Origin of the sequence: Paraburkholderia sp. LEh10, from assembly GCF_017814945.1 — a bacterium.
Lineage (GTDB): Bacteria > Pseudomonadota > Gammaproteobacteria > Burkholderiales > Burkholderiaceae > Paraburkholderia.
This window is the reverse complement of record NZ_JAGIPX010000014.1, coordinates 87,245-113,165: the sequence shown is the minus strand read 5'-3', so window position 1 is coordinate 113,165 and position 25,921 is coordinate 87,245. Positions and strand designations below refer to the sequence as shown.

23 protein-coding genes are annotated in these 25,921 nt (G+C 63.1%); 12 read left to right on the top strand and 11 right to left on the bottom strand.

The features are described 5' to 3' along the window. Positions 1-6: 6 nt before the first annotated feature. The 3 genes from J8I87_RS14510 to J8I87_RS14500 all read right to left on the bottom strand — a co-directional run bounded on the left by J8I87_RS14510 (position 7) and on the right by J8I87_RS14500 (position 3,485). A complete protein-coding gene (locus J8I87_RS14510) occupies positions 7-924 on the bottom strand; it encodes a LysR family transcriptional regulator (protein WP_209932139.1) in 918 nt (305 codons plus the stop codon). Between the two features lie 114 nt (positions 925-1,038). Next, positions 1,039-1,950: a LysR family transcriptional regulator gene (locus tag J8I87_RS14505; protein WP_209932138.1), complete on the bottom strand. Its 912-nt coding sequence runs from the start codon at positions 1,948-1,950 to the stop codon at positions 1,039-1,041. Between the two features lie 200 nt (positions 1,951-2,150). Then, positions 2,151-3,485, bottom strand: a complete 1,335-nt coding sequence (locus J8I87_RS14500) for an acetamidase/formamidase family protein (protein WP_209932137.1) — start codon at positions 3,483-3,485, stop codon at positions 2,151-2,153. Between the two features lie 429 nt (positions 3,486-3,914). Between J8I87_RS14500 and J8I87_RS14495 the strand changes: the two genes are divergently transcribed. After that, complete coding sequence (locus J8I87_RS14495) at positions 3,915-4,664, top strand: creatininase family protein (protein WP_209932136.1); 750 nt, start codon at positions 3,915-3,917, stop codon at positions 4,662-4,664. A 50-nt stretch (positions 4,665-4,714) separates the two neighbouring features. Here J8I87_RS14495 and J8I87_RS14490 read toward each other — a convergent pair whose 3' ends face one another. After that, positions 4,715-5,656, bottom strand: coding sequence for an AEC family transporter (locus J8I87_RS14490; RefSeq protein ID WP_209932135.1), 942 nt, complete (start codon positions 5,654-5,656; stop codon positions 4,715-4,717). A gap of 65 nt (positions 5,657-5,721) precedes the next feature. Continuing rightward, the gene (locus tag J8I87_RS14485) at positions 5,722-6,828 is read right to left on the bottom strand and encodes a mandelate racemase/muconate lactonizing enzyme family protein (RefSeq protein WP_209932134.1); all 1,107 of its coding nucleotides are present in this window, start codon (positions 6,826-6,828) and stop codon (positions 5,722-5,724) included. A gap of 254 nt (positions 6,829-7,082) precedes the next feature. On the opposite strand from J8I87_RS14485, the gene J8I87_RS14480 reads away from it, so the two are divergent. The 4 genes from J8I87_RS14480 to J8I87_RS14465 all read left to right on the top strand — a co-directional run bounded on the left by J8I87_RS14480 (position 7,083) and on the right by J8I87_RS14465 (position 10,907). Further along, entirely contained in the window at positions 7,083-7,814 is a 732-nt protein-coding gene (locus J8I87_RS14480) for a FadR/GntR family transcriptional regulator (RefSeq protein WP_209932133.1), read from the top strand. A 231-nt stretch (positions 7,815-8,045) separates the two neighbouring features. Further along, the gene (locus tag J8I87_RS14475; protein WP_209932132.1) at positions 8,046-8,678 is read left to right on the top strand and encodes a DsbA family protein; all 633 of its coding nucleotides are present in this window, start codon (positions 8,046-8,048) and stop codon (positions 8,676-8,678) included. 297 nt (positions 8,679-8,975) lie between these two features. Beyond that, on the top strand, positions 8,976-10,076 hold the full coding sequence (locus J8I87_RS14470) for a nitronate monooxygenase family protein (protein ID WP_209932131.1): 1,101 nt from the start codon (positions 8,976-8,978) through the stop codon (positions 10,074-10,076). A gap of 168 nt (positions 10,077-10,244) precedes the next feature. Further along, positions 10,245-10,907 carry an MOSC domain-containing protein gene (locus tag J8I87_RS14465; protein ID WP_209932188.1) on the top strand — a complete coding sequence of 221 codons (663 nt, stop codon included), beginning with the start codon at positions 10,245-10,247 and terminating at the stop codon, positions 10,905-10,907. Between the two features lie 98 nt (positions 10,908-11,005). Here the strand turns inward: J8I87_RS14465 and J8I87_RS14460 are convergent, their stop codons facing one another. The 3 genes from J8I87_RS14460 to J8I87_RS14450 all read right to left on the bottom strand — a co-directional run bounded on the left by J8I87_RS14460 (position 11,006) and on the right by J8I87_RS14450 (position 13,276). After that, positions 11,006-11,242: a 4-oxalocrotonate tautomerase family protein gene (locus J8I87_RS14460; protein ID WP_209932130.1), complete on the bottom strand. Its 237-nt coding sequence runs from the start codon at positions 11,240-11,242 to the stop codon at positions 11,006-11,008. Between the two features lie 55 nt (positions 11,243-11,297). Continuing rightward, positions 11,298-12,008 (bottom strand): SDR family NAD(P)-dependent oxidoreductase, encoded by a 711-nt coding sequence (locus tag J8I87_RS14455; RefSeq protein ID WP_209932129.1) that lies wholly within the window; start codon positions 12,006-12,008, stop codon positions 11,298-11,300. A gap of 245 nt (positions 12,009-12,253) precedes the next feature. Continuing rightward, positions 12,254-13,276, bottom strand: coding sequence for a TIGR03571 family LLM class oxidoreductase (locus J8I87_RS14450; protein WP_209932128.1), 1,023 nt, complete (start codon positions 13,274-13,276; stop codon positions 12,254-12,256). A gap of 255 nt (positions 13,277-13,531) precedes the next feature. Here J8I87_RS14450 and J8I87_RS14445 point away from each other — a divergent pair, with 255 nt between their 5' ends. The 4 genes from J8I87_RS14445 to J8I87_RS14430 are packed head-to-tail and all read left to right on the top strand — an operon-like array spanning position 13,532 to position 17,157. Beyond that, the gene (locus J8I87_RS14445; RefSeq protein ID WP_209932127.1) at positions 13,532-13,846 is read left to right on the top strand and encodes a DUF485 domain-containing protein; all 315 of its coding nucleotides are present in this window, start codon (positions 13,532-13,534) and stop codon (positions 13,844-13,846) included. Continuing rightward, the gene (gene actP / locus J8I87_RS14440) at positions 13,843-15,513 is read left to right on the top strand and encodes a cation/acetate symporter ActP (RefSeq protein ID WP_209932126.1); all 1,671 of its coding nucleotides are present in this window, start codon (positions 13,843-13,845) and stop codon (positions 15,511-15,513) included. The genes J8I87_RS14445 and actP overlap by 4 nt, the downstream gene beginning before the upstream one ends. 33 nt (positions 15,514-15,546) lie before the next feature. Beyond that, positions 15,547-16,155 (top strand): cytochrome b, encoded by a 609-nt coding sequence (locus tag J8I87_RS14435; RefSeq protein ID WP_409518758.1) that lies wholly within the window; start codon positions 15,547-15,549, stop codon positions 16,153-16,155. A 3-nt stretch (positions 16,156-16,158) separates the two neighbouring features. Then, the gene (locus J8I87_RS14430) at positions 16,159-17,157 is read left to right on the top strand and encodes a nitronate monooxygenase family protein (protein ID WP_209932124.1); all 999 of its coding nucleotides are present in this window, start codon (positions 16,159-16,161) and stop codon (positions 17,155-17,157) included. 84 nt (positions 17,158-17,241) lie between these two features. Here J8I87_RS14430 and J8I87_RS14425 read toward each other — a convergent pair whose 3' ends face one another. Both J8I87_RS14425 and J8I87_RS14420 read right to left on the bottom strand, forming a co-directional pair. After that, positions 17,242-18,207: a LysR family transcriptional regulator gene (locus J8I87_RS14425; protein ID WP_209932123.1), complete on the bottom strand. Its 966-nt coding sequence runs from the start codon at positions 18,205-18,207 to the stop codon at positions 17,242-17,244. Positions 18,208-18,533: 326 nt separating this feature from the next. After that, a complete protein-coding gene (locus J8I87_RS14420; RefSeq protein WP_209932122.1) occupies positions 18,534-18,863 on the bottom strand; it encodes a hypothetical protein in 330 nt (109 codons plus the stop codon). A gap of 484 nt (positions 18,864-19,347) precedes the next feature. Here J8I87_RS14420 and J8I87_RS14415 point away from each other — a divergent pair, with 484 nt between their 5' ends. The 3 genes from J8I87_RS14415 to J8I87_RS14405 are packed head-to-tail and all read left to right on the top strand — an operon-like array spanning position 19,348 to position 25,288. Continuing rightward, positions 19,348-20,586, top strand: coding sequence for an efflux RND transporter periplasmic adaptor subunit (locus J8I87_RS14415; protein WP_209932121.1), 1,239 nt, complete (start codon positions 19,348-19,350; stop codon positions 20,584-20,586). Between the two features lie 14 nt (positions 20,587-20,600). Further along, positions 20,601-23,738 carry an efflux RND transporter permease subunit gene (locus J8I87_RS14410; RefSeq protein WP_209932120.1) on the top strand — a complete coding sequence of 1,046 codons (3,138 nt, stop codon included), beginning with the start codon at positions 20,601-20,603 and terminating at the stop codon, positions 23,736-23,738. After that, positions 23,735-25,288, top strand: coding sequence for an efflux transporter outer membrane subunit (locus J8I87_RS14405; RefSeq protein WP_245253935.1), 1,554 nt, complete (start codon positions 23,735-23,737; stop codon positions 25,286-25,288). The genes J8I87_RS14410 and J8I87_RS14405 overlap by 4 nt, the downstream gene beginning before the upstream one ends. Here the strand turns inward: J8I87_RS14405 and J8I87_RS14400 are convergent. Continuing rightward, a complete protein-coding gene (locus J8I87_RS14400; protein WP_209932119.1) occupies positions 25,244-25,813 on the bottom strand; it encodes a TetR/AcrR family transcriptional regulator in 570 nt (189 codons plus the stop codon). The genes J8I87_RS14405 and J8I87_RS14400 overlap by 45 nt on opposite strands. Positions 25,814-25,921: the final 108 nt, after the last annotated feature.

Genomic DNA, 25,921 nt, shown 5'->3' with positions numbered 1-25,921 from the left:
GAGCCATCAGGTGAGCTCTTCGATCATCAGCCGCGTGGCGGGCGACAGCGCGGCGCCGCGCCGCGTCACGATGCCGTACGGCTCCGTGCGTGAACGCACTTCGATCGCCAGCGGCCTCGCGAGATCGTGATCGGCGAGCAGGAGCGCCATGTCGCGTGGCATCAGGGAAACGAGCGTCGGATCGCGCTGGAGCATCAGCACGGTCGTCATCGTCGATGCTGTCTCGATGGGATGAGGCGGCACGGGCAGCCCCGCTTCCTTGAACTCGCGCTCGAACAGGCCGCGCAGCGGCATGATCCCCGGGTACACGATCCAGCGGCTCGACGCGAGATCCGCGAGCTTCACCTGCTTCGCACCCGCGAGTGCATGCCTGGGGCTCGCGACGATCGCAGCCGGCTCGTCGCGCAGTTCGACATAGTCGTAGTGATCGGGTTGACGCGCGACGGTCGTGCGGCAGATGGCCACGTCGAGCCGTCCCTGGTCGAGCAGCGCGAGCAGGCGCGCGCTGGTGTCTTCGACGACTTCGACGGTCAACGTAGGCTGGCGCTTGCGCAGACGCGTCAACGCGTCCACCAGCACGCCGGACACCGCGCCCGTGATCGCGCCGACCGCGAGCCGTCCACCCGAGCCTTGCAGGATGCCCGCCATTTCTTCGCGCAGATGCGCGACGTCCATATGAATCAGTCGCGCGTAGCGGACCACGCAGCGCCCGAGCTCGTTCGGCTGGATGCCTTGCGGCGAGCGCATGAAGAGCGTCGCGCCGAACGTCGCTTCGATCTCGCGCAGCGCCTTGGTCGCGCCGGGCTGCGTGAGCGCCATCTCGTCGGCGGCGCGGTGAAGCGATCCGTGTTCGTCCAGCGCGATCAGAAGGCGCAGTTGTTTGAGGCGCAGACGGGCGACAATCGAATCGACGTTCGGCAGCATAAATCGTGAAGGAGAATGGCTCAACGGTTCAACAGCGGGGACGCGCCGCGCGCAAGCCGCGACGCTTTTTAGAGGCGTGACCAGTCGTCAGCGCCCGGCGGCGCGTCGAAGGCTTCACACTCTGAGCTTTTCCATCAGGAAGTCCACGAAACAGCGCACGCGCGACGACAGATGGCGAGCGTGCGGGTAGAGCAACACGAACGGCCGTGTGCACCCGCCGTACGGCGTGAGCACTTCGCGCAGCGTCCCGTCTTGCAGGTCTTTTTCGACGACGAAGCGATAGGTCTGGAAAAGCCCCGAGTCGTGATGCGCAAGCGTGGCGCCCGCGAGTGCATCGCCCGACGTGCTGCACCCGCCTTGCGTCGTCATTTCGACGTCGTCGCCTTCGAGCCGGAACAGCCACGGGAGGTAGCGGCCCGTGCTCGGCAGCGCGTACTGAATGCACTCGTGATGGGCCAGATCGTCGGGCGTCTCCAGCTTGCCGGCCGATTCCAGATAAGCAGGCGACCCGACCACGACCAGTTCGGCATCTTCGAGCTTGCGCGCGATCAGGCCCGAGTCGTCGGGCGCGCGGCCGCGAATGGCGAGGTCGAAGCCTTCGTCGGCGAAATCGATATTGCGGTTGCTCAGATGCGTTTCGATGGTGACACCAGGATAGAGCTTGCGAAATTCGGCGAGCAACGGCAGCACGCGATAGTGGCTGTACGGTGTCGGCATGCTGATGCGCAGCACGCCCGTGGGCGTGCTCTGCTGCCCGGTCACTTCGCGCTCGGCATCGGCGAGTTGGGCGAGCGCCTGACGGCACTGCTCGAAGTAGCGGCGTCCCGCGTCCGTCAGTCTGATTTGACGCGTCGTGCGCACGAAGAGCCTCACGCCAAGGCGAGCTTCGAGGCGCGCGACGGAACGGCTCACGGCTGCGGGCGTCACGCCGGCGGCCGTCGCCGCGTCCGTGAAGCTTTCCAGTTCGGCCGCGAGGCAGAATAGTTCGATGCTGCCGAGGAGTAGGTCTTCGAATTGACGCTGCATGGCTTGTCCATCATCGGCCCGTGCCGGGCGCGTTGCCTGATGCACGGGCACGCGCTGCCGCAAAACGCAAAATGTGGCGCGGCGCAATGGCCGCGCGGCGGGTGCGGACAGCATATCAGGTCTGTCGCGCGTTCTGCGCCCGAGCGACGCGCGCGCAGCGCACGCCGCTCAGCTTCGACAGGCAATCGCCAGCGCGTTCGTCACGCCAACTGGTATTTCTCGCGGACCAGATGGCCGATGCCGATCCTGTCGAGAATGTCCATCGGAACGAGCAAGGTCACGCGCACGGTGCCGGGCAGCCGGCTGATCTCGATCGAGCCGGCGATCGTCGCGCGATTGAGCACCTCTTCATAACGCAGGCCCGTCACGGCGGCGGCGCGGCGCAGACCGTTCTCCGTGGCCTCGTTGAGATTGATGCCGCTGCCGATGAACGTCACCGGTCCATTCCGCTCGATCTCGTGCTGGCCCCATCGCGCGCCGAGCTCGGCCACTTTCTGCCGCTGCACGGCGCTCATCGGGCGGGCCATCGGCGGCAGATCGTCGAGGTTCTGCAGCAGGATCGGCCCTTCGAGCGTCAGGTTCCTGATGACCTCGACGGTGAGCTCGGTTTCGCCGGAGACATCGGTTGCATGACCGGCGATCTCGCCGTTGCCCTGCTGCGCGTGCATGTCGCCGAGGTAGACGCCCGCGCCTGGAACCTTGACGGGGCAAATGACGATGCAGCCTTCGCGCACGGAATTCGTGTCCATGTGCCCGTCCGTCTTCGCGGCGTGCAATTCTTCCGTGGTCATGCTGAAGCGGTGCGGCGCGCCGACGAGATACCGGCCGAAGTCGGCGCAGTTGTGTGAGTCGGGCAGATCGCGCGACGGCGTGGTGCCGATGTTGCCGAGGAAGGGCCTCATGTGCGCGCCGACGCCGGGCATGTCGGCGCGCGCCATCGACAGGATCGAATGCTGCGCCGCCAGCTCCGGCAGCGCGGACATCGCCGACGCTTTGCCCGCGAGGCGGTTGCCGACTTCCTGGTTCACGGTGAGGCTCACGCCGTTTTCCTGATCGAGCACGATGACATAGCCGTGCCTGAACTGAAACGCGCTGACTTCGGCGCCGCAATGATCGCAGCGAATGGCCTCGGGGCCGATGCCTTCGACATGGCTGGCGGGGTGCTCGGCGCCGCAGGACGCGCAGAACTTGGCGACGAACGGATCGCCGTGATACCGGCCCTCGACGAACTTCATCACGCCGGAGGACGTCGCGTGCGACGTGACGCGCATGCGCTGGATTTTCAGCGCGACGGCGTCGCCGACTTGCGCGCCTTCGATGGCGACGGGCTGCGTGACCTCATGGCCACCCTGAAACGCGGGCGTGATCATCGGCCCCCAACAGCCCGGCGGCGTGCCCGCGATCAGCGTGCCGCCATCGGCGAGCGGGCCGAGCATCGGTTGGCTCGGGCCGAGAATGCCGTTCGTGTAGGAATCGACGCGAAGGCGCTTGACGGGCAGCGTATTGTTCTGTGCGTCGGTGTGGGTGATCGTCATTGTCAATCTCCATGTCTATCGTGAATGCGGGCGTATCCGGGGTCTGTGTTTGCCGCGCGGTCTGCGCAGCGTTCATAACCGCTGCGGCGGAATGATCGCGATATAAATCGCATGCGATTAAAGCGCGCTAGCCGAATCATACGCATAGTGCCGGCCGTGTCAATCCTGTGCGATACAATCGCGTGCGATATATATCGGCGGAAACGCCGTGTGAAGGCGTGCGTCGACCGTGTTTTCCGCTCCGGAATCAATCCGGCGAAGCTGCGCGCGGCGGGCAATAATTGCGTCTGCCCGCAACCGTGTCCTGGGCGCGGCTCTCAGCCGTTGCCCTGGAGACAACGCGCCGTGAACCTCGTTGCTGTTGGTCGCGGCGTCGATTATCTGTAGGCTTGGCGGCATCGGCTTGGAAACCAGGAACCAGGAGTTCAAATGCTTTTACATCTATCGACATGGGCAGAAATCGAGCAATACCTGAAGCGTAGCCGTGCGATCGTCGTGCCGATCGGCTCGAACGAACAGCACGGCCCGACGGGCCTGCTCGGCACCGACTGGCTGTGCCCCGAAATCATCGCGCGCGAAGCCGAGAAGTCGGCCGATATCCTGATCGCGCCGACGTTCAATATCGGCATGGCGCAGCATCATCTGGGCTTTGCCGGCACCATTTCGCTGCGGCCTTCCACCTTCATGGCCGCCATCGGCGACTGGGTCCGCTCGCTCGCGGCGCATGGCTTCGAGAAGATCCTGTTCCTGAACGGACATGGCGGAAACATCGCATCGATCGAGGCCGCCTTCTCCGAGGTATATGTCGAGGCGAGCTTCGCGAAGCGCCGCGCCGGCTTTGCAATGAAGCTGTGCAACTGGTGGGATCTGGAAGGCGTCGGCGAACTTGCGCGCAAGCAGTTTCCCGAAGGCCACGGCGTTCACGCCACGCCCTCGGAAATCGCGATTACGCAGTGGGCATTCCCCGACAGAATCAAATCCGCCGACTACTCGCCGAAAATCGCACCGTCCGGCCCCATCCGCGAGGCGCTCGATTTCCGCGCCCGCTATCCCGACGGACGGATGGGCTCGGACCCGAACCAGGCATCGCCGGAGAAAGGCGGCGAGCTCGTGAGGCTCGCGGCATCGAGCCTCATTCGGGAGCTGGCTGCATTCAGCAGCGAGCCGCTGCCTGCATGATGCTCAAAGCAAAGCGGGGACGCGTGGAACAACGCGTCCCCGTTTGCCTGTTACGCGGCCGCAAGGCCGCCATCGACGAGATAGATCGCCGCGGAAAACGTGATGATCGACAGCACGGTACTGACGAGAATCGAAGTCGCGGCTTCGCTCTGATACGCACCCGCCTCGTTCGCGAACATCGCGGGAATGGTCGCTGACGGCAGCGCGCAGAGCAGGATCATCTGTTGAGCGTAAAGCCCGTGAACACCCAGCATCACGGTCGCTGCGAACATCAACGCCGGGTGGATGAACAGCTTGAGCCCGAGGTTGGCCCATACTTCGCTCGACAGCTTCAGCTTCACCGACGACATAATCAAGCCGAGGCACAGCAGCGACACGCCGGGCGTTGCCTTGCCGAGCAGATTGAATGCCTCTGCGAGCACAGGCGGAAACTTGATCTGAAGCAGCGAGCAGACGATGCCCAGCGCGGGCGCCCACATCAACGGACGGCGCACCGCGCTCCTGACGCTCGCCACGAACGCCTGAACGCCGCTGCCTTTGCCGCTCGCGACCGTCAGCAACATGGTCGTCAGCGGAATCATCAACAGGCTTGCGATCAGATTCAGGATCAACACCGAGTAAATGCTGCCTGCGCCGAACATCGCCTGCAGGATCGGAATGCCCATGAACGCCGCATCCGGATAGCCGCAGACAAAACCCTTGAGCGTCGCCGCCTTGAGCTCGCGATGCCGCCACCAGCCGATCAGCAGCGCGGCTGCATACATGCCCATGATGCCGATGAACGTCGCGACGATCAGCTTGATATCGAACAACTGCGCGCGCGGCGTGCTCGCCATGCCGACCAGCAGCAGCGCCGGAAAGATCCAGCCGAGCACGAGCCGGCTGATCAGCAGGCTGTCCGAGTGATTGAGACGTCCGCGCTTGCCCGCTATGTAGCCGAGCACGATCACGAAAGCAACGGGTAAAAGGGGACCAACGATCCTGTCCAACATCTCCTGACTCCTGGTTTTGTTATGCAATTGCCGCGAGCGGCTTTCCTTCGCCGCTCGAAGCGCGGTTAAAGATCGATGCGATAGTCGCGGATCACGTCGGCGTTCGGCTCGATGCCGAGCCCGGGGCCTTGCGGCACGTCGATGCGGCCGTTGCGCGGGATGATGGCGTCGCCATACAGCTGCGCTTCGAGATCGAAATAGCGCCATTCGACCAGCGCCTTGGGGCCGCCGAGCGCCGCGCTTGCGTGGACGCTCGCCAGCAGGCCGGGGCCGTCGTAGAACGTGTGGACCATGACGGTGACGTTATGGGCGTTTGCAAGTGCAAACACCTTTTGCAGTTCGGTGATGCCGCCCATCTTCGCGGGGCTGGGCTGAATGAAATCGACGGAGCCGGCTTCGAGCATGTGTTGAAAGTCCATCAGCGTCGAAGCGTTTTCGCCTGCTGCGACGGGAATGCCACCTTGCTTTCTCACGGCCGCGAGACCCGCATGGTTTTCCGGCGGCCACACGGGTTCTTCGATCCATCGCAGATTGAACGGGCGAAGCTTCTCGGTCATATCGAGCGCTTCGCGGACCGTCCATGGGCAGTTCACGTCGAGTGTGATTTCGATGTCGGGGCCCGCCGCCTCACGCGCGGAGCGGACGGTCTCCACATCGACTTCGTGCAGTTTCAGATGCCGATAGCCGCTGCTTACCGCGCGCTGCACGTTGACCCGGACCAGTTCGGGGTCCGCGTAGCGGATCAGGCTCGCGTAGCACGCCAGCGATGTGGCGTCGCTTCCGCCGAGCAGTTGATGGATCGGTTGGTTCGCCGCCTTGCCGGCGATGTCCCACAACGCGATATCGATCGCCGACAGACCGTAGATGAACGCGCCGCTGCGGCCGAAGACGTGGAATTTCTTCTGCAGATCGAGCATCGACTTCTCGCGCAGCGCGACGTCGCGGCCGATCAACTCCGGCGCCAGGATCTTGTCGATGACGAGCTTGACGGCGGGAATCGCCGTAAAGCCGAAGGTTTCACCCCATCCGACCGTGCCGTCGTCAGTCGTCACCTTGACGACGAGCGAGTCGACTACCTGCAGGTCCTTGGGACCCCACACGCCACCCGCCGACTGTCCTCCCGTCGTGAACGGGACACGCAGTGGGATGGTCTCGATGCTGGCGATTTTCATCTGGATGTACCTCAGTCGGATTGCGAAGCAGGCGATCGAAAGCCGCCTGTGTGCTTCGCATGGTATGAGACATCCGGTTGTACTGCAAGTGAACAACTTGTACTTTTTTCGAAATACAGCTGAGCGCCCGGTGCGACAGACGTGGCCAACACGCGCTTGAACGGGCGCTGATGGCCCGAAAGCGGCACGAATGATGGGAGCCACCAGCCGATCCGGATGTAGAATAAGAAGACAAGGAATAGGCAGAGGCGACCATGAGCGAACTGAACGTGCGGCCAGTTGAACGGCGGCCCCATCTCGCGGAACACATCACACGTTCGCTGAGCGAAGAGATTGCGTCCGGGAGGCTCAAGCCCGGCGATCGTCTGCCTACCGAACATTTCCTGTCGGAGAATTTCGGGGTCAGCCGGAATGTCGTTCGAGAGGCGATTGCGAGCCTTCGCGCGCAAGGGCTGATCGAGTCGCGCCAGGGGATCGGCGCATTCGTCGCGGCGGCGCGCCAGCCGTCGGAGCCGCTGCAAACCGTGAGCCCGCAGTTGCTCGAAGGGGACAACACGATCCGCAACATGTTCGAGGTGCGCGCTGCCCTCGAAAGCCAGGCCGCCGCGCTCGCAGCGGCGCACATGACGGCGCGCAGGCTCAAGCCGATCCAGGACGCCGTCGAGCGGATGCGCTACGAAGGCGCCCCGACCGCGGACACCGTCAACGCGGATCTGGACTTCCATCGCGCCGTGGCGGCCGCTGCCGGCAACGACTATCTCGCGACGATGATTCGCACGGTGCTCGAACCCATGCGCCCGCTGATCGCGGCGAACTTCGCGCGGCAAGGTCCGATGTTCGGCAATATCCCCAACGCCGCGCGCGCAGAACACGAGACGCTCATTCAGGCGTTCATCGACAAGAATGCCGCCGCGGCGCGCGAATTGATGGGGCAGCATATCGTCAGCGCTGCGTCCCGTTTCGGCTACGACATTTCGTTTTTCTGAATCCGCGCGCTGTTGTCGCCGCGCAGGTTGTTCTACAACCTGAGTAGCTCATACGCACTTACACGGTGTAAAGAGTGATTTGCGGCACACGCTGTTCATTGCCTCACGCCTCACCTCTATAGTCGGCGCTCAGTCAGCGGCTCGAGCAAGGCGACTTGCGCCGCGCGACGCATTGAAGATTCGCGCGTGCAGCAAGGCCGCGCGCCCAGCTACTTGAAGGTGGAACAGCGTATGAAACTGATATTTGTCGGCGATCCGATGTGCTCGTGGTGCTACGGCTTCGGCAAGGAAATGAGCGCGATTGCCGCGAGCATGCCGGATCTCGAAGTGCAGGTCGTCGTGGGCGGCATGGCGGCCGGGTCGACCCAGATACTCGACGATGCAGCCAAGCAGTTCAGGCTCACGCATTGGGCTCGCGTCGAGCAGATGAGCGGCGCGCAGTTCAACCGCGAGGCGCTGATGGCGCGCGAGAACTTCGTCTACGACACGGAGCCTGTTTGCCGCGCTGTCGTGACGGCACGGATGATCGCGCCTGACAGCGATCTGCCAAAGGTGTTTCGCGCATTCCAGCGCGCGTTCTACGTCGACGGGCTCGATACGACGGATGGCAAGGTGCTCGCTGAGATCGGCGCGCGGGCTTTGGCGGCGCAAGGTTACGACAGCAACGCTGATGCGTTCTTCGAAGCCTGGGCTTCGGACGCCGCAATCGATGCCGCGCAGCAAGACTTCGCACTCACCCGCCGTCTGGGCGTGCGAGGATTTCCGACGCTGTTCGTCGAAGTCGATGGGAAGATCGGGCAGCTGAGCTCCGGCTATGCCAAGGCTGCGCAGATCACGCAGGCGCTCAAATCGTTGGCGGCGTAATCTGGCGGGTCGCGTCCAGCATCGACGCACTGATGTTTCCCGTGCGGAATGAGTGCCTGTCATTGTGGCGCGATGGGCAATATCGACGGTGCGGGTTGCGCCGTCGAACGCGTGCGATCTGTTCCGGACGCTCAAGAGTGTATTGCCTGCGTCAGGCTTGACCCATCGTTCGCTGAAAAACATGATCTGTCGTATAGATACCGTGCGAGAGGTGCGGTGCGGAACAGGCGTTGAACGTGCACCTATGCGATCGCCTCGATCGCCGGCATGGTCTAACCGATTTGACGAGGACACGACATGAGCAATCCTTCAGAAGGCAGGCGGCTGTTGAGCCTGCTCGGCATCAGCAAGCCGATCATTCAGGCGCCGATGGCGGGTGTCAGCACGCCGGCGCTTGCGGCGGCCGTATCGAACGCGGGCGGCCTCGGCTCGCTTGGCGTGGGCGCGATGAACGCCGAGGCGGCGCGCAAGACGATCAGGGACACGCGCGCATTGACGGGCGCTCCGTTCAACATCAACGTTTTCTGCCATACCCCTGCAGTCGCGGATGCGAAAGTCGAAAGCCAATGGTTGAAGTGGCTCGCTCCGCAATTTGCGCAGTACGGCGCGAGCCCTGCGGAAAAGCTCAACGAGATCTACACGAGCTTCGTCGAAGACGGCGCGATGCTCGACGTGTTTCTGGAAGAGAAGCCGGCTATTGTGAGCTTTCATTTCGGCTTGCCTTCGAACGAGGTCATCAACGCGCTGAAGGGCGCCGGGATCAAGCTGCTGGCCTCGGCGACCAATCTGGACGAGGCGAAGGCCGTCGTCGATGCGGGCGTCGATGCGCTGGTTGCACAAGGTATCGAAGCGGGCGGCCATCGCGGCATGTTCGATCCCGAAGCGTTCGACGAAGGCGTCGGCACGTTCGCCCTCACGCGTCTGTTCGCGGAGAAGTTCGATCTGCCTTTGATCGCGGCGGGCGGCATCATGGACGGCGCAGGCATCGCAGCCGCGCTCGCGCTCGGCGCGCAGGCCGCGCAACTCGGCACCGCGTTCGTCGCGTGCCCTGAAACGTCGATCGACGATGGCTATCGCCGCGCCATTCTCGGCGATCCTGCTTACCACACGACGTTGACCTCGGCGATTTCGGGCCGTCCGGCACGCAGCATGGTGAACAGATTTACGGAACTCGGCCGGAGCGCGGATCGTCCGGCGACACCCGCCTATCCCGTCGCATACGACGCCGGCAAAGCGCTGCACGCGGCGGCCAAAGCGAAGGGAGAATTCGGCTTTGGCGCGCAATGGGCAGGCCAGGCGGCGGCGCTGGCGCGTTCGCTGCCCGCGGCCGAACTGGTCGCGCAACTCGACGCCGAACTGGGCGTCGCCATTCGCCGTTTGCAGCAGTTCGCGTCCTGACGTATCGAAGCCGTCGATGACGATGCAAGCCATTGGCGGCGGCGCCAATGGCTGCGTCGTCGTTGCGCATGGCCGATCAGACCTGTTGTGTCGCACGGACAGCAAGCACGGACAGCGAGCGCGCACAGCAGACGAATGCACATGGAAGAAGGAACGGACGGGCGTCCGATGGAAGATCAGAACGCTTATGCAGTCAATGGCGGCGCGGCGCGTACGGCGGACGCCACGTTGCTGTCGATCAACATCGGTTGCGTCAGGCCGCTGGAAATCGGCAAGGCTTCGGGTGGCCTCGTCGTCGAGTCGGCCATTCGCAAGCGCTCTGTCAGCACCGCGAGCGAGGGCGCCGTCGTCGAGGTGAAGAAGCTGGGTCTAGCCGGCGACGAACAGGCGGATTTGAGCGTTCATGGCGGACTCGACAAGGCCGTCTATCTGTATCCGTTCGAACACTACAGGTGGTGGCGGCAACGGCGCATCGAAGCCGGCGTGCCGGACGCGGACAGGCCGCTGCAATTCGGCGCGTTCGGCGAGAACCTCACCACGCAGGGCATTTTCGAAGCGGACCTGTGGATCGGCGATACGCTGGTTATCGATCAGGTCAGGCTGCGCGTCGAGGCGCCCCGCAATCCCTGTTTCAAGCTGAATGCCGTCATGGGCTACAGAAGGGCCGTCAAGCACATGTATCTCAGCGGATACGCGGGTGTCTATCTCAGTGTCGTGCAGCCGGGATACATCCAGGCAGGCGCACGCATCGACATCGCGCCGGGACGCAGAGAAGAGCCGATAAGCGGTGTTCTCGAATGGCGGCGTATCAGGGCTCATCGAGAGCCTTGATTTCAAAGCCGCAAGCGCGCACAACGGCAAAGCGCGGAGAATCCGCGAGATTCTCCGCGCCGTGAACCGTATCGTGCTGCTTCATCGCGCGATAGCGCTCAGTCCGACTTCTTTGCCTTCTGCCGCCGATACGCTTCGACAGGCAAACCGCCCCATCCCCAGTTCTCGGTCTCGACTTCCTGGATGACGACGAACGTCGCTTCCAGAGGCTTGTTCAGCACATTGAGCAGCAGCTCGCTTGCGCCCTTGATGAGTTGAGCCTTTTCTTCCGGCGTCACTGCGCTCGTGCCGGGCTTGTTTCCTTCGCGGGTAACCTGAATCGTGACGATGGGCATGGGAATCTCCGTGATGTCGTGCGTATGAGGCGCCGTTGCCGGCGCCGCGTCATGCTTAGTGGCCTGCGCTCTGGCCGCCGTCCACGTGCAGAATCTCGCCCGTCACGAACGCCGCGGCGTCGAGGTACAGCACGGCGTCGACGATATCGCGCATCTCGCCCATATGGCCGACGGGATGCAGCGCGCCCAGCGCTTCATGGGTTTGCGGCGCGTGCATCGGCGACTTGATGATGCCCGGCGAAACAGCGTTCGCGCGGATGCCCGTCTTCGCGTATTCGATCGCGAGCGACTTTGTCGCGGCATTCAGCCCGCCCTTGGTCAGCGACGCGAGAACCGACGGCACGCCTGAAATCGCGTGGTCCACGCGGCTCGTCGTGATCTGGACGACGTGGCCGCTCTTGTTTTTCTCCATCTCGGCGATGGCGAGCTGCGTGATATGGAAAAAGCCGTTCAGGTTCACGTTCAGAACGGCCGCATAGTCTTCAGCCGTGTACTGCGTGAAAGGCTTGGCGATGAAGATGCCAGCGTTGTTGACCAGCGTGTCGACGCGCCCGAAGCGCGCGACGGCTTCGGACACGGCGCGCTGGGCCACGGCGCGATCGCCGATGTCGCCGGCGATCGAAACGACGTTCGGATCGTCGGAAGGCTTGATGGACCGCGCGACAGCGACGACGCGATAGTCGCGCTGACGGAAACCCTTGACCAGTTCCGCGCCGATGCCTTGCGATGCGCCCGTGACGATAACGACTTTCTGCGAATTGCTCATGATTGACCTTGTATCGAGTTGATCGGCTTTGTGTCGGGATCGACAGCGCCGTTAGGTCGTCAATCTAGGCTTCCTCGACCCGATTGCGTACACCCACAGTAGACAAACAGTTGTGAGCGGCGGGAACAAATGCGCTTGCGGCACAGGCGTGGCTCGTGCGACGTGCGGCGCCCAACGGCAAAAAGCCGGCACCCGCAGTCGGGCGCCGGCTTTGTCGAAACACGACAGACGGTCGGATCGAACGGCTAGTCGTTGGGCGGAAAGTACGGCAGCACATCGCGATGAAGCTCATCGAGGATCTGCCTGTAGTTGCGCGGCGTCACGCGCGGATTCAGCGCGACGTGCGATACGCCGAGCTCGCGCGCCTCATCGAGAAAACCGCGCAGCGCGCGGCTGCCGATCGCGAAGCCGCCTCTGATGCGCTTGAACGGAAAGTCCCGGCGCGGATGAAGGTAGAGGAAACCGCCGAATGCGAGCGGCCTCGCGCGATCGTCGTCCGATGCATCCGGATTGGCTCGACGGTTCGTCTCCCGCCATTCGCCGACGAACGCCGGCAGATCGCCGGGCTCAGGCACGAAGCCGAGGTATCCGTCCATATGGGTGGCGATCCAGTCGAGCGTCTGTTGCGAACGCCCGACGGCAAGGGTGGGGACCCTGCCGAACAGCGGCTTGGGCAGCATCGTCAGCGAGCCGTCCGAACGTCCGAAGCGCGGCGATTCGAAACGCGGAAAATCCACCTCGCTTGCGCTGCGATAGACCGCGTACGCGTCCCGGAAGCGCTCGCCGCGGCTCGCGAAGTCGATGCCGAACACGGGATATTCGGAAGGCCGGTCGCCGGACGACATGCCGATCACGATGCGCCCTTGCGTCAGACGATCCAGCGTATTGATCTGCTTGGCGAGCATCAGCGGTTCACGCATCGGCAGAACGATGCCTGTGGTGCCCAGCGTAATGCGCTCGGTCGCCGCCGCGAGTTGCCCGATGTAGATCAGCGGCTCGAAGATCTGGCCGGAATCGCCGTATTGCGGATCGTAGAACGGAATGTCGCGTGCCCACAGCGCGGCGACGCCCGCGTCTTCGGCGCGCTTCGCCATCTGCAGATGGTCGTTCATGGTCGGATGAGGCGACGCGGGATGTGTTTCGAGCGGCAGGATCAGGCCGACCGTGAGCGCATCGCGCCGGAAGATGCGGTTGTAGCCGCGATGAGCTTGCAGTTCGAACGGAGGCCGCTCGACGTGCTGATCGTGAAAAGGGATTGCCATGTCCATAACGTTTCTCCAGTGGCGTTCAGGTTACGGACTTGCGCCAGCAAGAAAAACACAGGGCCGCTAACAACACTTGATACACAGCGTCAATAGCGGCGCACCCGAGTCACGACTGATTTCACTCGCGGTGATGGCACGCATCATCAATCATCATTTTACTTGATCGACGCACGCTCCTATCGTTGAACGAAACACGAAGAGCGCATCGGGCAGCCCTCGAAACGCGCCTACTTTCGTCACGAAAATACAGGAGACAACGTGGTCCAAACGACTGCAATTCATAGCGTCCGCTTTTCGCCCGCATTCGCACGGCTTGTCGCGCGCCGGCGCAGACTCGTCGCGTGCCTCACCTTGGGCACCTTGTTGCCGTACTACGCTTTCGTGCTGGTTGCGGGGTTCGCGCCGAAACTACTTGCACTGAAGCTTTTTCCCGGCAGTGTCATCACGATAGGCTGGCCGCTGGGTGGACTATTGATCGTCGGCACATGGATTTTGACGGGCATCTATATTCGTCGGGCAAACGGAGAGTTCGATGAGCTGACGGCTCGCCTTCTCGCGGGAGACGCCCAATGAAACGATTCATCGGATTCGCAGCCTGCCTGCTCGCGGCGGTCGTCGCGCACGGCGCATTCGCCGCAGAGGCGTTCGAGAAAGCGCAGAAGCAGCCGCTCAACGTCACCGCGATTGCGATGTTCCTGGTATTCGTCGTCGCGACACTCGGCATCACGTATTGGTCCGCGTCGAAAACGAAGTCGATGAAGGACTTCTACAACGCCGGCGGCGGCATTACCGGCTTTCAGAACGGGCTGGCGCTGGCAGGCGACTATATGTCGGCGGCCGCGCTGCTCGGGCTGACCAGCATGATTTTCTTCAATGGCTACGACGGCATGCTTTACGCGGTGAGCTTCTTTGTCGCGTGGCCGCTGCTGATGTTTCTTTTCGCCGAACGCATCAGAAACCTCGGGCAGGTGACGATCGCCGATATCGCGTCGTTCCGGCTGGACCAGCAAAGAATACGAACGCTGATGGCATTCGGTTCGCTGACGGTCGTGTGCTTCTATCTGGTCGTGCAGATGGTCGGTGCAGGCCAGCTCATCCAGCTTCTGTTCGGTGTTCAATACAACTACGCGGTCGTGGTGGTCGGGGTTCTGATGGCCGTCTATGTGACGTTCGGCGGCATGGTCGCGACGACATGGGTGCAAATCATCAAGGCCGTGCTGATGTTGTTCGGCGCGAGCCTGCTGGCGATACTCGCGTTGGGCCAGTTCGGCTTCTCGATCAACACCATGTTCGAGCAGGCCATCGCGACGCACAAGAGCGGAATCGGCATCATGCTGCCCAGCAAGCTCGTCGCCGATCCGTTTGCGATGCTGTCGTTGTCGGTGGGGCTCGTCTTTGGCACGTCGGGTCTGCCGCACATTCTGATGCGCTTTTTCACGGTGCCGGATGCAAAGGAAGCTCGCAAGTCCGTGTTCGTCGCGACGGGTTTCATTGGCTACTTCTTCCTGATCGTCACGCTGCTCGGCACTGCCGCGATCGTGATCGTGGGCCGCAATCCTGCGTTCTATGAGGGCGGAATAGTCGGCGGCAAGCTGATTGGCGGCGGCAACATGCCCGTCATGCATCTGGCGAAGGCAATGGGCGGCGATCTCGTGCTGGGCTTCCTGTCAGCCGTGGCCTTTGCCACCATTCTGGCCGTCGTCGCCGGGCTGACGATGGCGGGAACCTCGGCGATTTCGCACGACCTGTACGCGATGGTGCTCAAGCGCAACCAGGTCGATTCCGCGAAGGAAAAGCGCGTGTCGCGGATTGCATCCGTCGCGATTGCAGGCGTCGCCATCGTGCTTGGCATCGTGTTCAAGGATCAGAACGTCGCGTTTCTGGTGGCGCTGACATTCAGCGTCGCTGCATCCGTCAATTTTCCGATTCTGACGCTGGCGATTTACTGGAAAGGCCTGACGACGCGCGGCGCGCTGATAGGCGGCATCGCGGGGCTGGTCAGCGCGGTCGGCATGGTGGTGCTTTCTCCCGCTGTGTGGGTGAAGGTGCTCGGGCACGCAAGCGCGATCTTCCCCTACGACTACCCCGCCATCATTTCGATGACGATCGCCTTCTTCTTCACGTGGATCGGATCGGTCACCGACCAGGGCGCGAGAGCGGCGAACGAACGCCAGCAATTCGACGACCAGTTCGTGCGCGCGCAGACGGGCATCGGCTCGCCACGCACAGCGAGCCACTAGGCCGCCGATCAACCGTTACCGATGGGGATGAAGATGTCGAAGCTGCAAACGTCGCATATGACGGACGCCCAGCAGGGCGGCCCGCGCGCGCAGACCAGGTTCCAGCTGCGTGACAACGGTTTGGGTTTTTCGCCGATCACGATCGTGATTCACTGGATCGTGGCGGCACTGGTGATATCGATCATCGCGATCGAAATCGTGCTGTCTGTTTCGCCCGGTACGGAACTCACGAAGGTATTGAACCTGCTGGGCGCGCTTCTGTTTCCGATCTCCGTCTATCGCTTCTGGGCGCGTGTCACGTCCTGGCATCCGCTGCCCGTTGGCGCGCCGAATCCCGTCGAGGTGATCGTCAGCCGTTCGGTGGCGGCTGCGCTGGCTCTCGCGATGGTGCTGCTGCCGATTGCAGCGTGGCTCGCGAAGTCGGCTGCGGGTCAGCTTATCGCGCTGCCAGGCGGATTGATCATTCCCGCGCTGATGCGGCCGGATCAGCAGGCCGCGCAGATCTTCGAAGTGCTATTCAGGATCGGCGCGACGCCGTTTCTGCTCGGATTGGCGCTGCATATTTTCGGCGCTTGCAAGAACCATTTCGTGCTGAAGAACGACGCCTTGAAACGTATGCTTGGCAAACGCGTGGAGCTTTGAATCATGAACAGAACGAGTGTTGAATTTGGCGGAAATGCCGTCACGCAACTGTGCGGCGTCAGGTATCCGATCTTCCTCGCGGGGATGGCGGCGATCTCCGGTCCCAGCCTCGTCGCGGCTGTCGCCAATGCCGGCGGCATGGGGACGCTCGGTGGATTGCGCTTGCCGCCGCTGGCATTGCGGCGCTGGATCAGGGAAACGAAGGATCTGACGGACAAACCATTTGGCGTGAATCTCGTGCCGTCGTTTGGCGGACCGGATGTATTCGAAGCGCAGTTTCAAGTGGTGATGCAGGAAAAGCCGCGCATGCTGTCGCTGTTCTATGCGGAGCACTATCCGCAGATGATCTCGCGTGCGAAAGATGCCGGCATGGTGGTGATGGTTCAGGTAGGGTCGGTCGAACTTGCGCGTCAGGCGATCGCGCACGGCGCCGATATCATCACGGCGCAAGGCAGCGAAAGCGGCGGCCACCTGAATCGCGGCACGATCGGACTGCTTTCGCTGTTGCCCGCGCTGATCGACGTCGCTCAAGGCCGGCCCGTGCTGGCGGCGGGCGGCATCACGAATCGCGATGACGTTCGAACCGTCATGAACATGGGGGCGGGCGGCGTGCTGGCCGGCACGGCGTTTGTCGCGTGCGACGAATCGAACGCGCATCCGCTCTATAAACAGAAGATCGTCGAGGCGACCGTCGACGACACCGAGTACCGCACCGGCTATTCATTCGGATGGAAATACGGCACGCCGCATCGAGTCATTCCGAATCGCGACAAGTGGAACCTGTTGCGCTTCATGGGCGGCGGCGCGCGAGCCATCGACAAGCCGAAGATGGCGCAAAAGCTGTCGCTGTACGCGGGCCAGGGTGTCGGCAAGATCGACCGGGTCATGTCGGCGGCCGATCGAGTGGAAGAACTGGCCCAAGGTCTCGGCGACGAGCGTGAACGGGCGACGGCTAATCCGGCAGCAGGACGGTTCGACGGACTTCAACTGCGCTATGCGTAGCGCGCGTTAATACTCGTTGTTAAGACGGCAGTGGATGAACGTTGGTTCATCCACTGCCGTCTTCGTTGTGACCCGTTTGCCGCGTTAGTGCACGCTCGCGCTGGACTCCGCGGCATCGATGCATCCGAGCGTGGGCGTCAGCATATCGGCAGCAGGCGGCGCGGACACACCGACTTCGATTGCGCATTGCTCGTGTGAGAGATCGAGCAATGCGGTGAGCGCGGGCGTCACAATGGAGTCTTTGTTGCGGATAAAAACGGTTTTGACATGAGCGTATTCCTTCGGAAGCTCATGGCAATGAACGGACTGACGCGTGCCGTGGCTTTCCGCCACCGATCTCGGCAGCATCGTGATCCCCATGCCTGCCGCGACGCACGACATGATGCCGTCCAGCGTCCCGAGCTCCATCACCTGACCTGGAATGATGCCCGCCTGATAAAACCAGTGCTCGAGTGTGGAACGATAGAAGCAACCGGCCCTGAACACGAGTACGGTTGTTTGCGACATCTGGCGCGTGAGGTGGGACAGAGAGCCGAATTCGGTGCCGCTCACGAGGACCAGTTCTTCCTGAAAGATCTCTTCCTGATACAGCGACGAACTCTGGTGCATGCCGCCGACAAACGCGCCGTCGAGACGATGACATTCGACGGCCTTGATCAACTCGGCGGTCGTTCCCGTCATGAGGGATAACTGGACCTGTGGATAGGACTGGTGGTACTTCGCGAGTATCTTCGGCAAACGGATCGCGGCCGTCGTCTCCATCGAGCCCAGACGCAGCAGTCCTCTTGGCGATGCATTGTCGAGCAGCGCGCTGCGGCTTTCGTCCGTCAACTGAAGAATACGTTGTGCGTAACCGAGAAAGATCTGCCCGGCCGACGTCAGCACCACCCCGTTCTTCTGTCGGATGAATAGCTGCTGATTCAACTCTGCTTCGAGCTCCTTGATGCGCATCGTGACATTCGACTGAACATTGTGAATCTTCTCAGCCGCTGCCGTGAAGCTGCCATTTTCCGCCACTGCACAGAACATTCTCAGATGCCGCAGTTCCATCGCGCGCCTCGCCGGATCACTTCGAATGATGAAGATTCAGGCTAGCATGTTCCGTATGACGATGGCCTTGCGCGCGATGACATAACGGTGGGCATCGTTGACGCGGTGGAAAAAGAGTCCTTCGGCACTGGTACGGGCGCGAATGCTGCTGTGGCCGTCATGCCGTCTTCATTCTGGAAGCACGATTGCGTGCGCGGTCGGGCGGCTTGCTCTGCGCGCCGCAAAGCATTGCAGAAATGCTTGTTTGCGCGTGCGCCAGCGGGCGACTAGATTGGATGAATATCCGCCACGAGCAGAGGCGCATCATGCCATCCAACCTCACATCGTTATGCCGCCGGGCCGTGTCGCGGCCGTTCAATGCCGTGCGGCGGCAATTGCGTGCGGGTCGCGCATCCGGTGCGGCAACTGACAAACGCGCCGATCCAGAAACGGCGCCACATGACGATCCCGAGCGACTCGAACGTATCGCCGCGTACGCGCGCGCGGGCTACTTCAACATCGGATACACGCTCGAAATGTTTCATGTAGCAGGGGAAGTCGCGCCGGAATAACGCACGGCGCGGTATCGAGTGACGTCCTTCCGGCGGGCAGTCTTTGATCTCGCCATAGCTGTCTTCCTGTTCAGGTCGAAGCCTTCTGGCCGCATCAACGAACACGATATCGTCCTGACGCGCCTTACGTCGCCCACTCGCGATGGCGATTGCCCGTCACGCTCCGCATGCCCCAAAAAAAAAGCGCACGACACATGCCGTGCGCCGCGACAAAGGAAGGGCAGGGTAGGAGGTGTGCGCCTTCATGCCGCCAAGCGGCGGACGCGTCATCGGTGGCGCGCCCGCTTCCGGGGCCGATGTCACGTCTGTAAATCATCGGCGTCGGCAGAATAGCGCAACGCACCCCCTCTATATATTGGCTCGACGCGAAAACACATACCGACTGGCGCGAACAATCAGCCAAACCCCTGTCAGCAAAGCGATTCCGCGTGATAGTGCGGACTTTGCCCCAGCGCGGGGCATGAAACCACTTGACCATATAGATTTCATCTGTAATCTAACGCGATTTAGAGTTTAAGCGACATCTAAAGTATCGGCTCAGACGTTCATTCGCAACGGGGCGATGACAACACTATGAGGGTGATTGCAGGTGGATACGAAAACAAGACTGGACGAAGACGCGATCACGCGCCGCGGCCAACGTACGAAGGCGAAAGGTCGTGCGAGAACGTTGGCCGTCGTGGCTGCGATCGCGGTCGCGGGCGGCGGCGCGTGGTTGCGTCACACACATGTCGGCAATGATGGCGTCGCCAATGCGCGCCCGGCGCCGCCCCGAGAGGTGACGGTGAGCCGGCCACTCGTTCGTGAACTCGACACGCGCCTGGGCTTTCTCGGCCAGTATTCGGCCGTGGATCAGGTGGAACTGCGCGCACAGGTCGGCGGCACGCTCACGGGCATTCATTTCAGGGACGGCGACATCGTCCACAAGGGCGATCTGCTGTTCACGATCGACCCCGTTCCCTACGAGATCCGGCTGGAGCAGGCGAAGGCGCGGCAACAGACGGCGTCGGCGCGACTGCTGCTCGCGAAACAGGAGCTGGCGCGCGCACAGGAACTGGAGCGCAACGACGCGGGCACGACCCAGAACGTCCAGCAGCGCGCGTCCGAGCTTCACGCTGCGCAGGCCGCACTCGACGATGCCGACGCGCAAATCCGCGACGCACGTTTCGATCTCGACCACTGCCGCATCGCCGCGCCGTTCACGGGGCGCATCGGCAGGCATCTCGTTTCGGCCGGCAACCTGGTCGCGGGCAGCCGCGCGGCAACGAGTCCGACGACACTGCTCGCGACGCTCGTATCGCTCGATCCGATCTACCTCGACTTCGACATGAGCGAGGCGGATTACGAGTCTTTCCAGCGCTATCGCGGCGACGCCAAAGGTCCGCTCGCCAATCGCGTCGAACTCGCATCGGGCGACGCCACGGACTACACGCGGCAAGGCACGCTCGATTTCGTCGACAACGTGCTAGACCGTTCGAGCGGCACGATACACGCCCGCGCAACGGTGCCCAATGCCGATCTGCGTTTGACGCCCGGAGAATTTTCGCGCGTGCGGCTCGCCGTCGCGCATCCCGCGCCGATGCTGCTCGTGCCCGACGCGGCCGTGCTGCCCGACCAGTCGGAGCATATCGTGATGACGGTTGCCGCCGATGGCACCGTGGCGCCGAAGCACGTCGAGACAGGCGACATGCGCGGCGGACTGCGCGTGATCCGCTCCGGTCTTTCGCGCGACGATCGCGTGATCGTGGATGGCCTGCCTTACGCGGCCCCGGGAATGAAAGTGGCGACGCGCGACGGTGCGATCCGCTATGACGCACAACCGAACTAGCGGATAGCGAAGCCATGCGTATTGCCCATTTCTTCATCGACCGGCCGCGTTTCGCGACGGTGGTCAGCGCGTTCCTGACGTTGATCGGCCTTGGCGCGATGTTCGTGTTGCCTGTCGCGCAGTATCCCGAGATCGTGCCGCCCACGGTGCAAATCACGACGTCCTATCCGGGCGCGTCGGCGGAAACCATCGCGCGCACGGTTGCGACGCCGCTCGAGCAGCAGATCAACGGCGTCGAGAACATGTTGTACATGAGCAGCCAATCGACGGGAGACGGCCGGCTGACCGTCACGGTCACGTTCCGGATCGGCACTGACCTGAACGTCGCACAGATGCTCACGCAAAATCGCGTACAGGACGCGCTGCCCCGCCTGCCCGAAGACGTGCAGCGTCTCGGCGTGCAGGTGCGCAAGGCGACGCCGAGCATTCTGCTTGCCGTGCATCTGTATTCGCCGGACAACACGCGCGACACGCTTTATCTGTCGAACTATGCGACGCTGCACGTCAAGGACACGCTGGCGCGTTTGCAAGGCGTCGGCGACGTGCAGTTTCAGGGCGCGCGCGAATACGCCATGCGCATCTGGATCGATCCGGACAAAGTGGCGGCCAGCAATCTCACGGCAAGCGAAGTGCTGAGCGCGCTGCGCGCGCAGAACGTGCAGGTGTCGGCGGGCGTTCTCAACCAGCCGCCCGTGCCGAGCCGCGAGGCCTATCAGGTCAACGTCGAAGCGCTCGGACGGCTGACCACGCCTGACCAGTTCGCCGATATCGTCGTGAAGTCGGACGGGCAGGGACGCGTGACGCGCGTCCGCGATATAGGCCGCGTCGAGGTGGGCGCAGCCAATTACGGCTCGACTGCGTTCATGGACCGCAAGGACGCATCGACGCTGCTCATCTATGCGGAGCCGGGCGCCAACTCGCTCGCGGTCGAAAAGGCCGTGCTCGGCGCGATGCGAGGACTGAAAAACGACTTTCCGGCGGGCGTCGACTACAAGATCATCTACGATCCGACCATCTTCATCGGCAAGTCGGTCGATGAAGTGGTATTGACGATCTTCATTGCGATCCTGCTCGTGGTCGGCGTGGTGTTCCTGTTCCTGCAGAACTGGCGCGCGACGATCATTCCCGTCGTCGCGATTCCCGTGTCATTGCTGGGCTCGTTCATCGTTCTGGCGCCATTCGGCATTTCGCTGAACAATCTGTCGCTGTTCGGGCTCGTACTCGCGGTGGGGATTGTCGTCGACGACGCGATCGTCGTCGTCGAGAACGTGGAGCGCAACATGCGCGCGGGCATGTCGCCTATCGAGGCCGCGCATCGCACGATGGACGAAGTGGGCGGCGCGTTGCTGTCGATCGCTTTGACGTTGTGCGCCGTGTTCGTGCCGTCGGCATTTCTGAGCGGCATTTCGGGCCTGTTTTTCAGGCAGTTCGCGGTGACGATCGCGGCTTCGACAGTGATCTCGTGCTTCGTATCGCTGACGCTGAGTCCGGCGCTTTGCGCGGTCCTCTTCAAGCCGCACGACGCGCATGCCGTGGCACGCGAAAGCAGGGCGGCGCGCATGCTGCACGCGGGCTTCGCACGCTTTAATCGCGGCTTCGACAGACTGTCGTTCGGTTACGGCAGTCTCACACGCAGACTCGTGCGTGGGCTGACGGTCGTGCTCCTCGTCTACGTCGCGTTGATCGGCGTTGCGGGCATCGAGTTTTCGCGCATGCCGACGGGCTTCATCCCCGAGCAGGATCAAGGCTATCTGATCACGGTCGTGCAGCTGCCGCCGGGCTCGTCGCTGCAACGCACGGAAAAGGTCGTGCGGCAGGCCGTCGATATCATTCTGTCGACGCCGGGCATCGAACACGTCGCGCCATTTGTCGGGCTAGACGCGACGACGCTGACTGTCGCGTCCAATTCGGGCACGGTGTTCTCGGGCTTGCCGTCGCTCTATAACCATTCGTTGCCTGGCGTCACCGCAAATACCGTCCTCGCGGATCTGCGCAAGCGCCTCTCCGTCATCAAGGATGCGTATGTGCTGACCATTCCGCCGCCGCCCGTGCAAGGCATCGGCAGTGCAGGCGGCTTCAAGATGATGCTGGAGGACCGCGCCGGGCTCGGCTCGGAAGCACTGGTGCGCGCCGCGAAATCGCTCGTCGCGGCGGCTAACCACGACCCGAGCTTCGCAGGCGCTTTCACGCTCTTCAACGCGGGCTCGCCTTCCGTGTTCGCCGACGTCGATCGCGTGAAGGCGCAGAAAGTCGGACTCACACCCACTGATGTGTTTTCCACGTTGCAGGTCTATCTGGGATCGCAGTATGTGAACGACTTCAACTATCTCGGCCGTACATACGAAGTGATCGTGCAGGCCGACGGGCATTTCCGCCGCACGGCAGAGGACATCACGCGCCTGAAGGCGCGCAATCAGGCGGGCGAGATGGTGCCCATCGGCACGGTCGCGCAGTTGCAGGACCGCACGATTCCGTATCGCGTGCCGCGCTACAACCTGTACCCCGCCGCCGAAGTGCAGGGCGTAGCCGCACCGGGCGTGGCGACGGGCACGGCGCTGCATCGGATGGAAGAGCTCGCGCATCAGGTCTTGCCGCAGGGCATCGGCTTCGAATGGACGGAGCTTGCCTATCAGCAGCAGCAACGCGGCACGCCGACGCTCGTCGTGTTCGGCGCGGCCGCGCTGTTCGTGTTCCTCGTGCTGGTCGCGCAGTACGAAAGCTGGAAGCTGCCGCTTGCGATCGTGCTGATCGTGCCGATGTGCATTCTCGCGTCCGTCACGGGCCTTGCGATGCGCGGCATGCCGATCGACATCCTCGCGCAGATCGGCTTCGTGGTCCTTGTGGGGCTGGCGGCCAAGAACGCGATCCTGATCGTGGAGTTCGCGCGACAAAAGGAAGACGAAGGCTCGTCGGCCGTGACGGCTGCCGTGCATGCCGCGCGCACGCGCTTGCGGCCAATCCTGATGACGTCGTTCGCGTTCATTCTCGGTGTCGCGCCGCTCGCGGTCGCGACGGGCGCCGGCGCGGAAATGCGGCAGTCGCTCGGCACCGCCGTTCTGTTCGGCATGCTCGGCGTGACGGGCTTCGGCCTGCTGTTCACGCCTGCGTTCTATGTATTCATTCGCCGGTTCGGCCGCAAGGAGCGTGCATGATGACAAAGCTTATGCACACGCGCGCCTCGGCGCGAAAGAAGAAGGTTGCGCAGCTGGTTGGCTTTTCGTCGGGCTTTTCGCTTGCGTTGACGCTTGCCGGTTGTGCCGTTGGGCCCGACTACGTGCCGCCCGCCGTGCAGTTGCAGCCGTTTCATCATGCGCCCGCCGTTGCGCCTGCCGCGGATGCGCGTCCGGCGGCTTCGCTCGATACATGGTGGACGGGCTTTCACGATCCCATGCTGGTCACGATCGTCGATCGCGCGCTCGCGCAAAACCTCGATCTCGCGGCCGCTTTCGCCCGCGTTCAGCAGGCGCGCGCCGTGGCCGCATCGGCGGGCGCGCAATTGTGGCCAACGCTCGATTTTGAAGGGTCCGCGACGGCCGAGCATCAGAGCCTCGTGAGTCCGACGGGATCGCTGGCGCGCACGTTTCCCGGCTATAGCCGCGACCAGCGCGAATACACGGTGGGCGCGGCGGCAAGCTGGGAGATCGATCTCGCGGGCGGCCTGCGGCGCAACGCGTCGGCCGCCACCAACGAGGTGCAGGCCGCGCAGGCCGAGCAACTGGGCACGCGCGTCACGGTCGCCGCCGATGCGGCCGATGCGTATCTGCAGGTGCGCGGCTATCAGGCGCGGCTCGCCGTCGCGCAGGACCAGATCGACACCGATGCGCGGCTGCTCGAACTGGTTCGCGCGCGACGCCACGCGGGCGCTGCCGACGAGCGCGAAATCGCGCAGGCCGAGGCGCTGCTGAGGCAGGCGAGGACAGTGGTGCCCACGCTGCGCACAGGTCTCGAAGCGCAGTTGAACCGGCTGGATATTCTGATGGGCGCGCAACCTGGCACGTACGCCAGCGAGCTTGGCGAACCGCGCGACATACCGGGCAGTCCGTCCGTCGACGCCAGCACGAGCCCCACGGACGTGTTGCGGCGGCGCCCGGACGTGATCGCGGCCGAGCGGCGTCTGGCTGCATCGAATGAGCGGATTGGCGCTGCGTTATCCGACTACTATCCGAAGCTGTCGCTGTCGGGGTTGCTGGGATTCGACAGCGTGAACGCAAACGACCTGTTCACCGCGCGCGCATTCCAGCCGGCGATCACGGCGGGACTGCGCTGGCGGTTGTTCGACTTCGGCAAGGTGGACGCCGAAGTGGCGTCCGCGCGCGGCGCCAACGCCGAGGCGCTGGCGGTGTATCGGCAAACCGTGCTGAAAGCCGCCGAGGATGTCGAGAATGCGTTTGTCGCGCTGACACAGACTCAGGCGCGCCGCGTCGAGCTGGATGGCGAGGTCGCATCGCTCACGCGCGCCCGCGATCTGTCCGAGCGGGCCTATAAGGCGGGCGCGATCACGCTGACGGATGTGCTCGACGCCGACCGGCAACTGCTCGTCGCTCGCGATGATCTCGACGCGACGCGCGCGGACGCGGCGCGTGCAGCCGTCGCGACATATCGCGCGCTCGGCGGCGGCTGGGCCACGGGCGAGGCGCCTGCAGCCGCCGGTGAACGCTCATTGCAGCAGAGCCTTACGAGCCTCGCGCAGAATCGACGCTGATAGCTGTTCGTCGTTGACCATGCGCGCCAGCGAAAGCGCGCCGATCATCGTCGACACGATGACGAGCGCTTTCTTTTTGGCGGCAGCGGGCGGCAGTTCCGTGAGATGGCGCGCGACGAGATCGACGAAGCGGGTGACGGTATCGGTCGTGGCGTCGCGAACCTCGTCGCTGCCGCGCGCCAGTTCGCTCGCCAGCGCGGCGAGAGGGCAGCCGCCGCCTGCGTCGTCGCGATGATCGGCGGACAGATAGCCGGCGATCGCCGTGTTCATGCCGCGATTGCCCGGCGAATGTTCGAGCGTCTGGCCGAACGATTCGCGCAGCGAGGTTGCGGCCAACTGCATCGACTCCAGCACGACCTGCTCCTTCGATCCAAAATGCTTGTAGAAGCCGCCATGCGTCAATCCCGCCTGCGCCATCAGATCGGCCAGTGCGGTACCGTCGATGCCGTTTTCGCGAAAACGCCTGGATGCTGCTTCGACGATGCGTTGACGTGTTTCGGCTGCTTCCTGTCTGGACTTTCTCATTGGCTTGATGACGTATCGTGAGATTTAGATTTGATACAACATCTAGCTGAATGATGCAAGCGGACTTGCGAGAACCTCGACGCACGCAAGCGGACAGCTTGCAGCGAG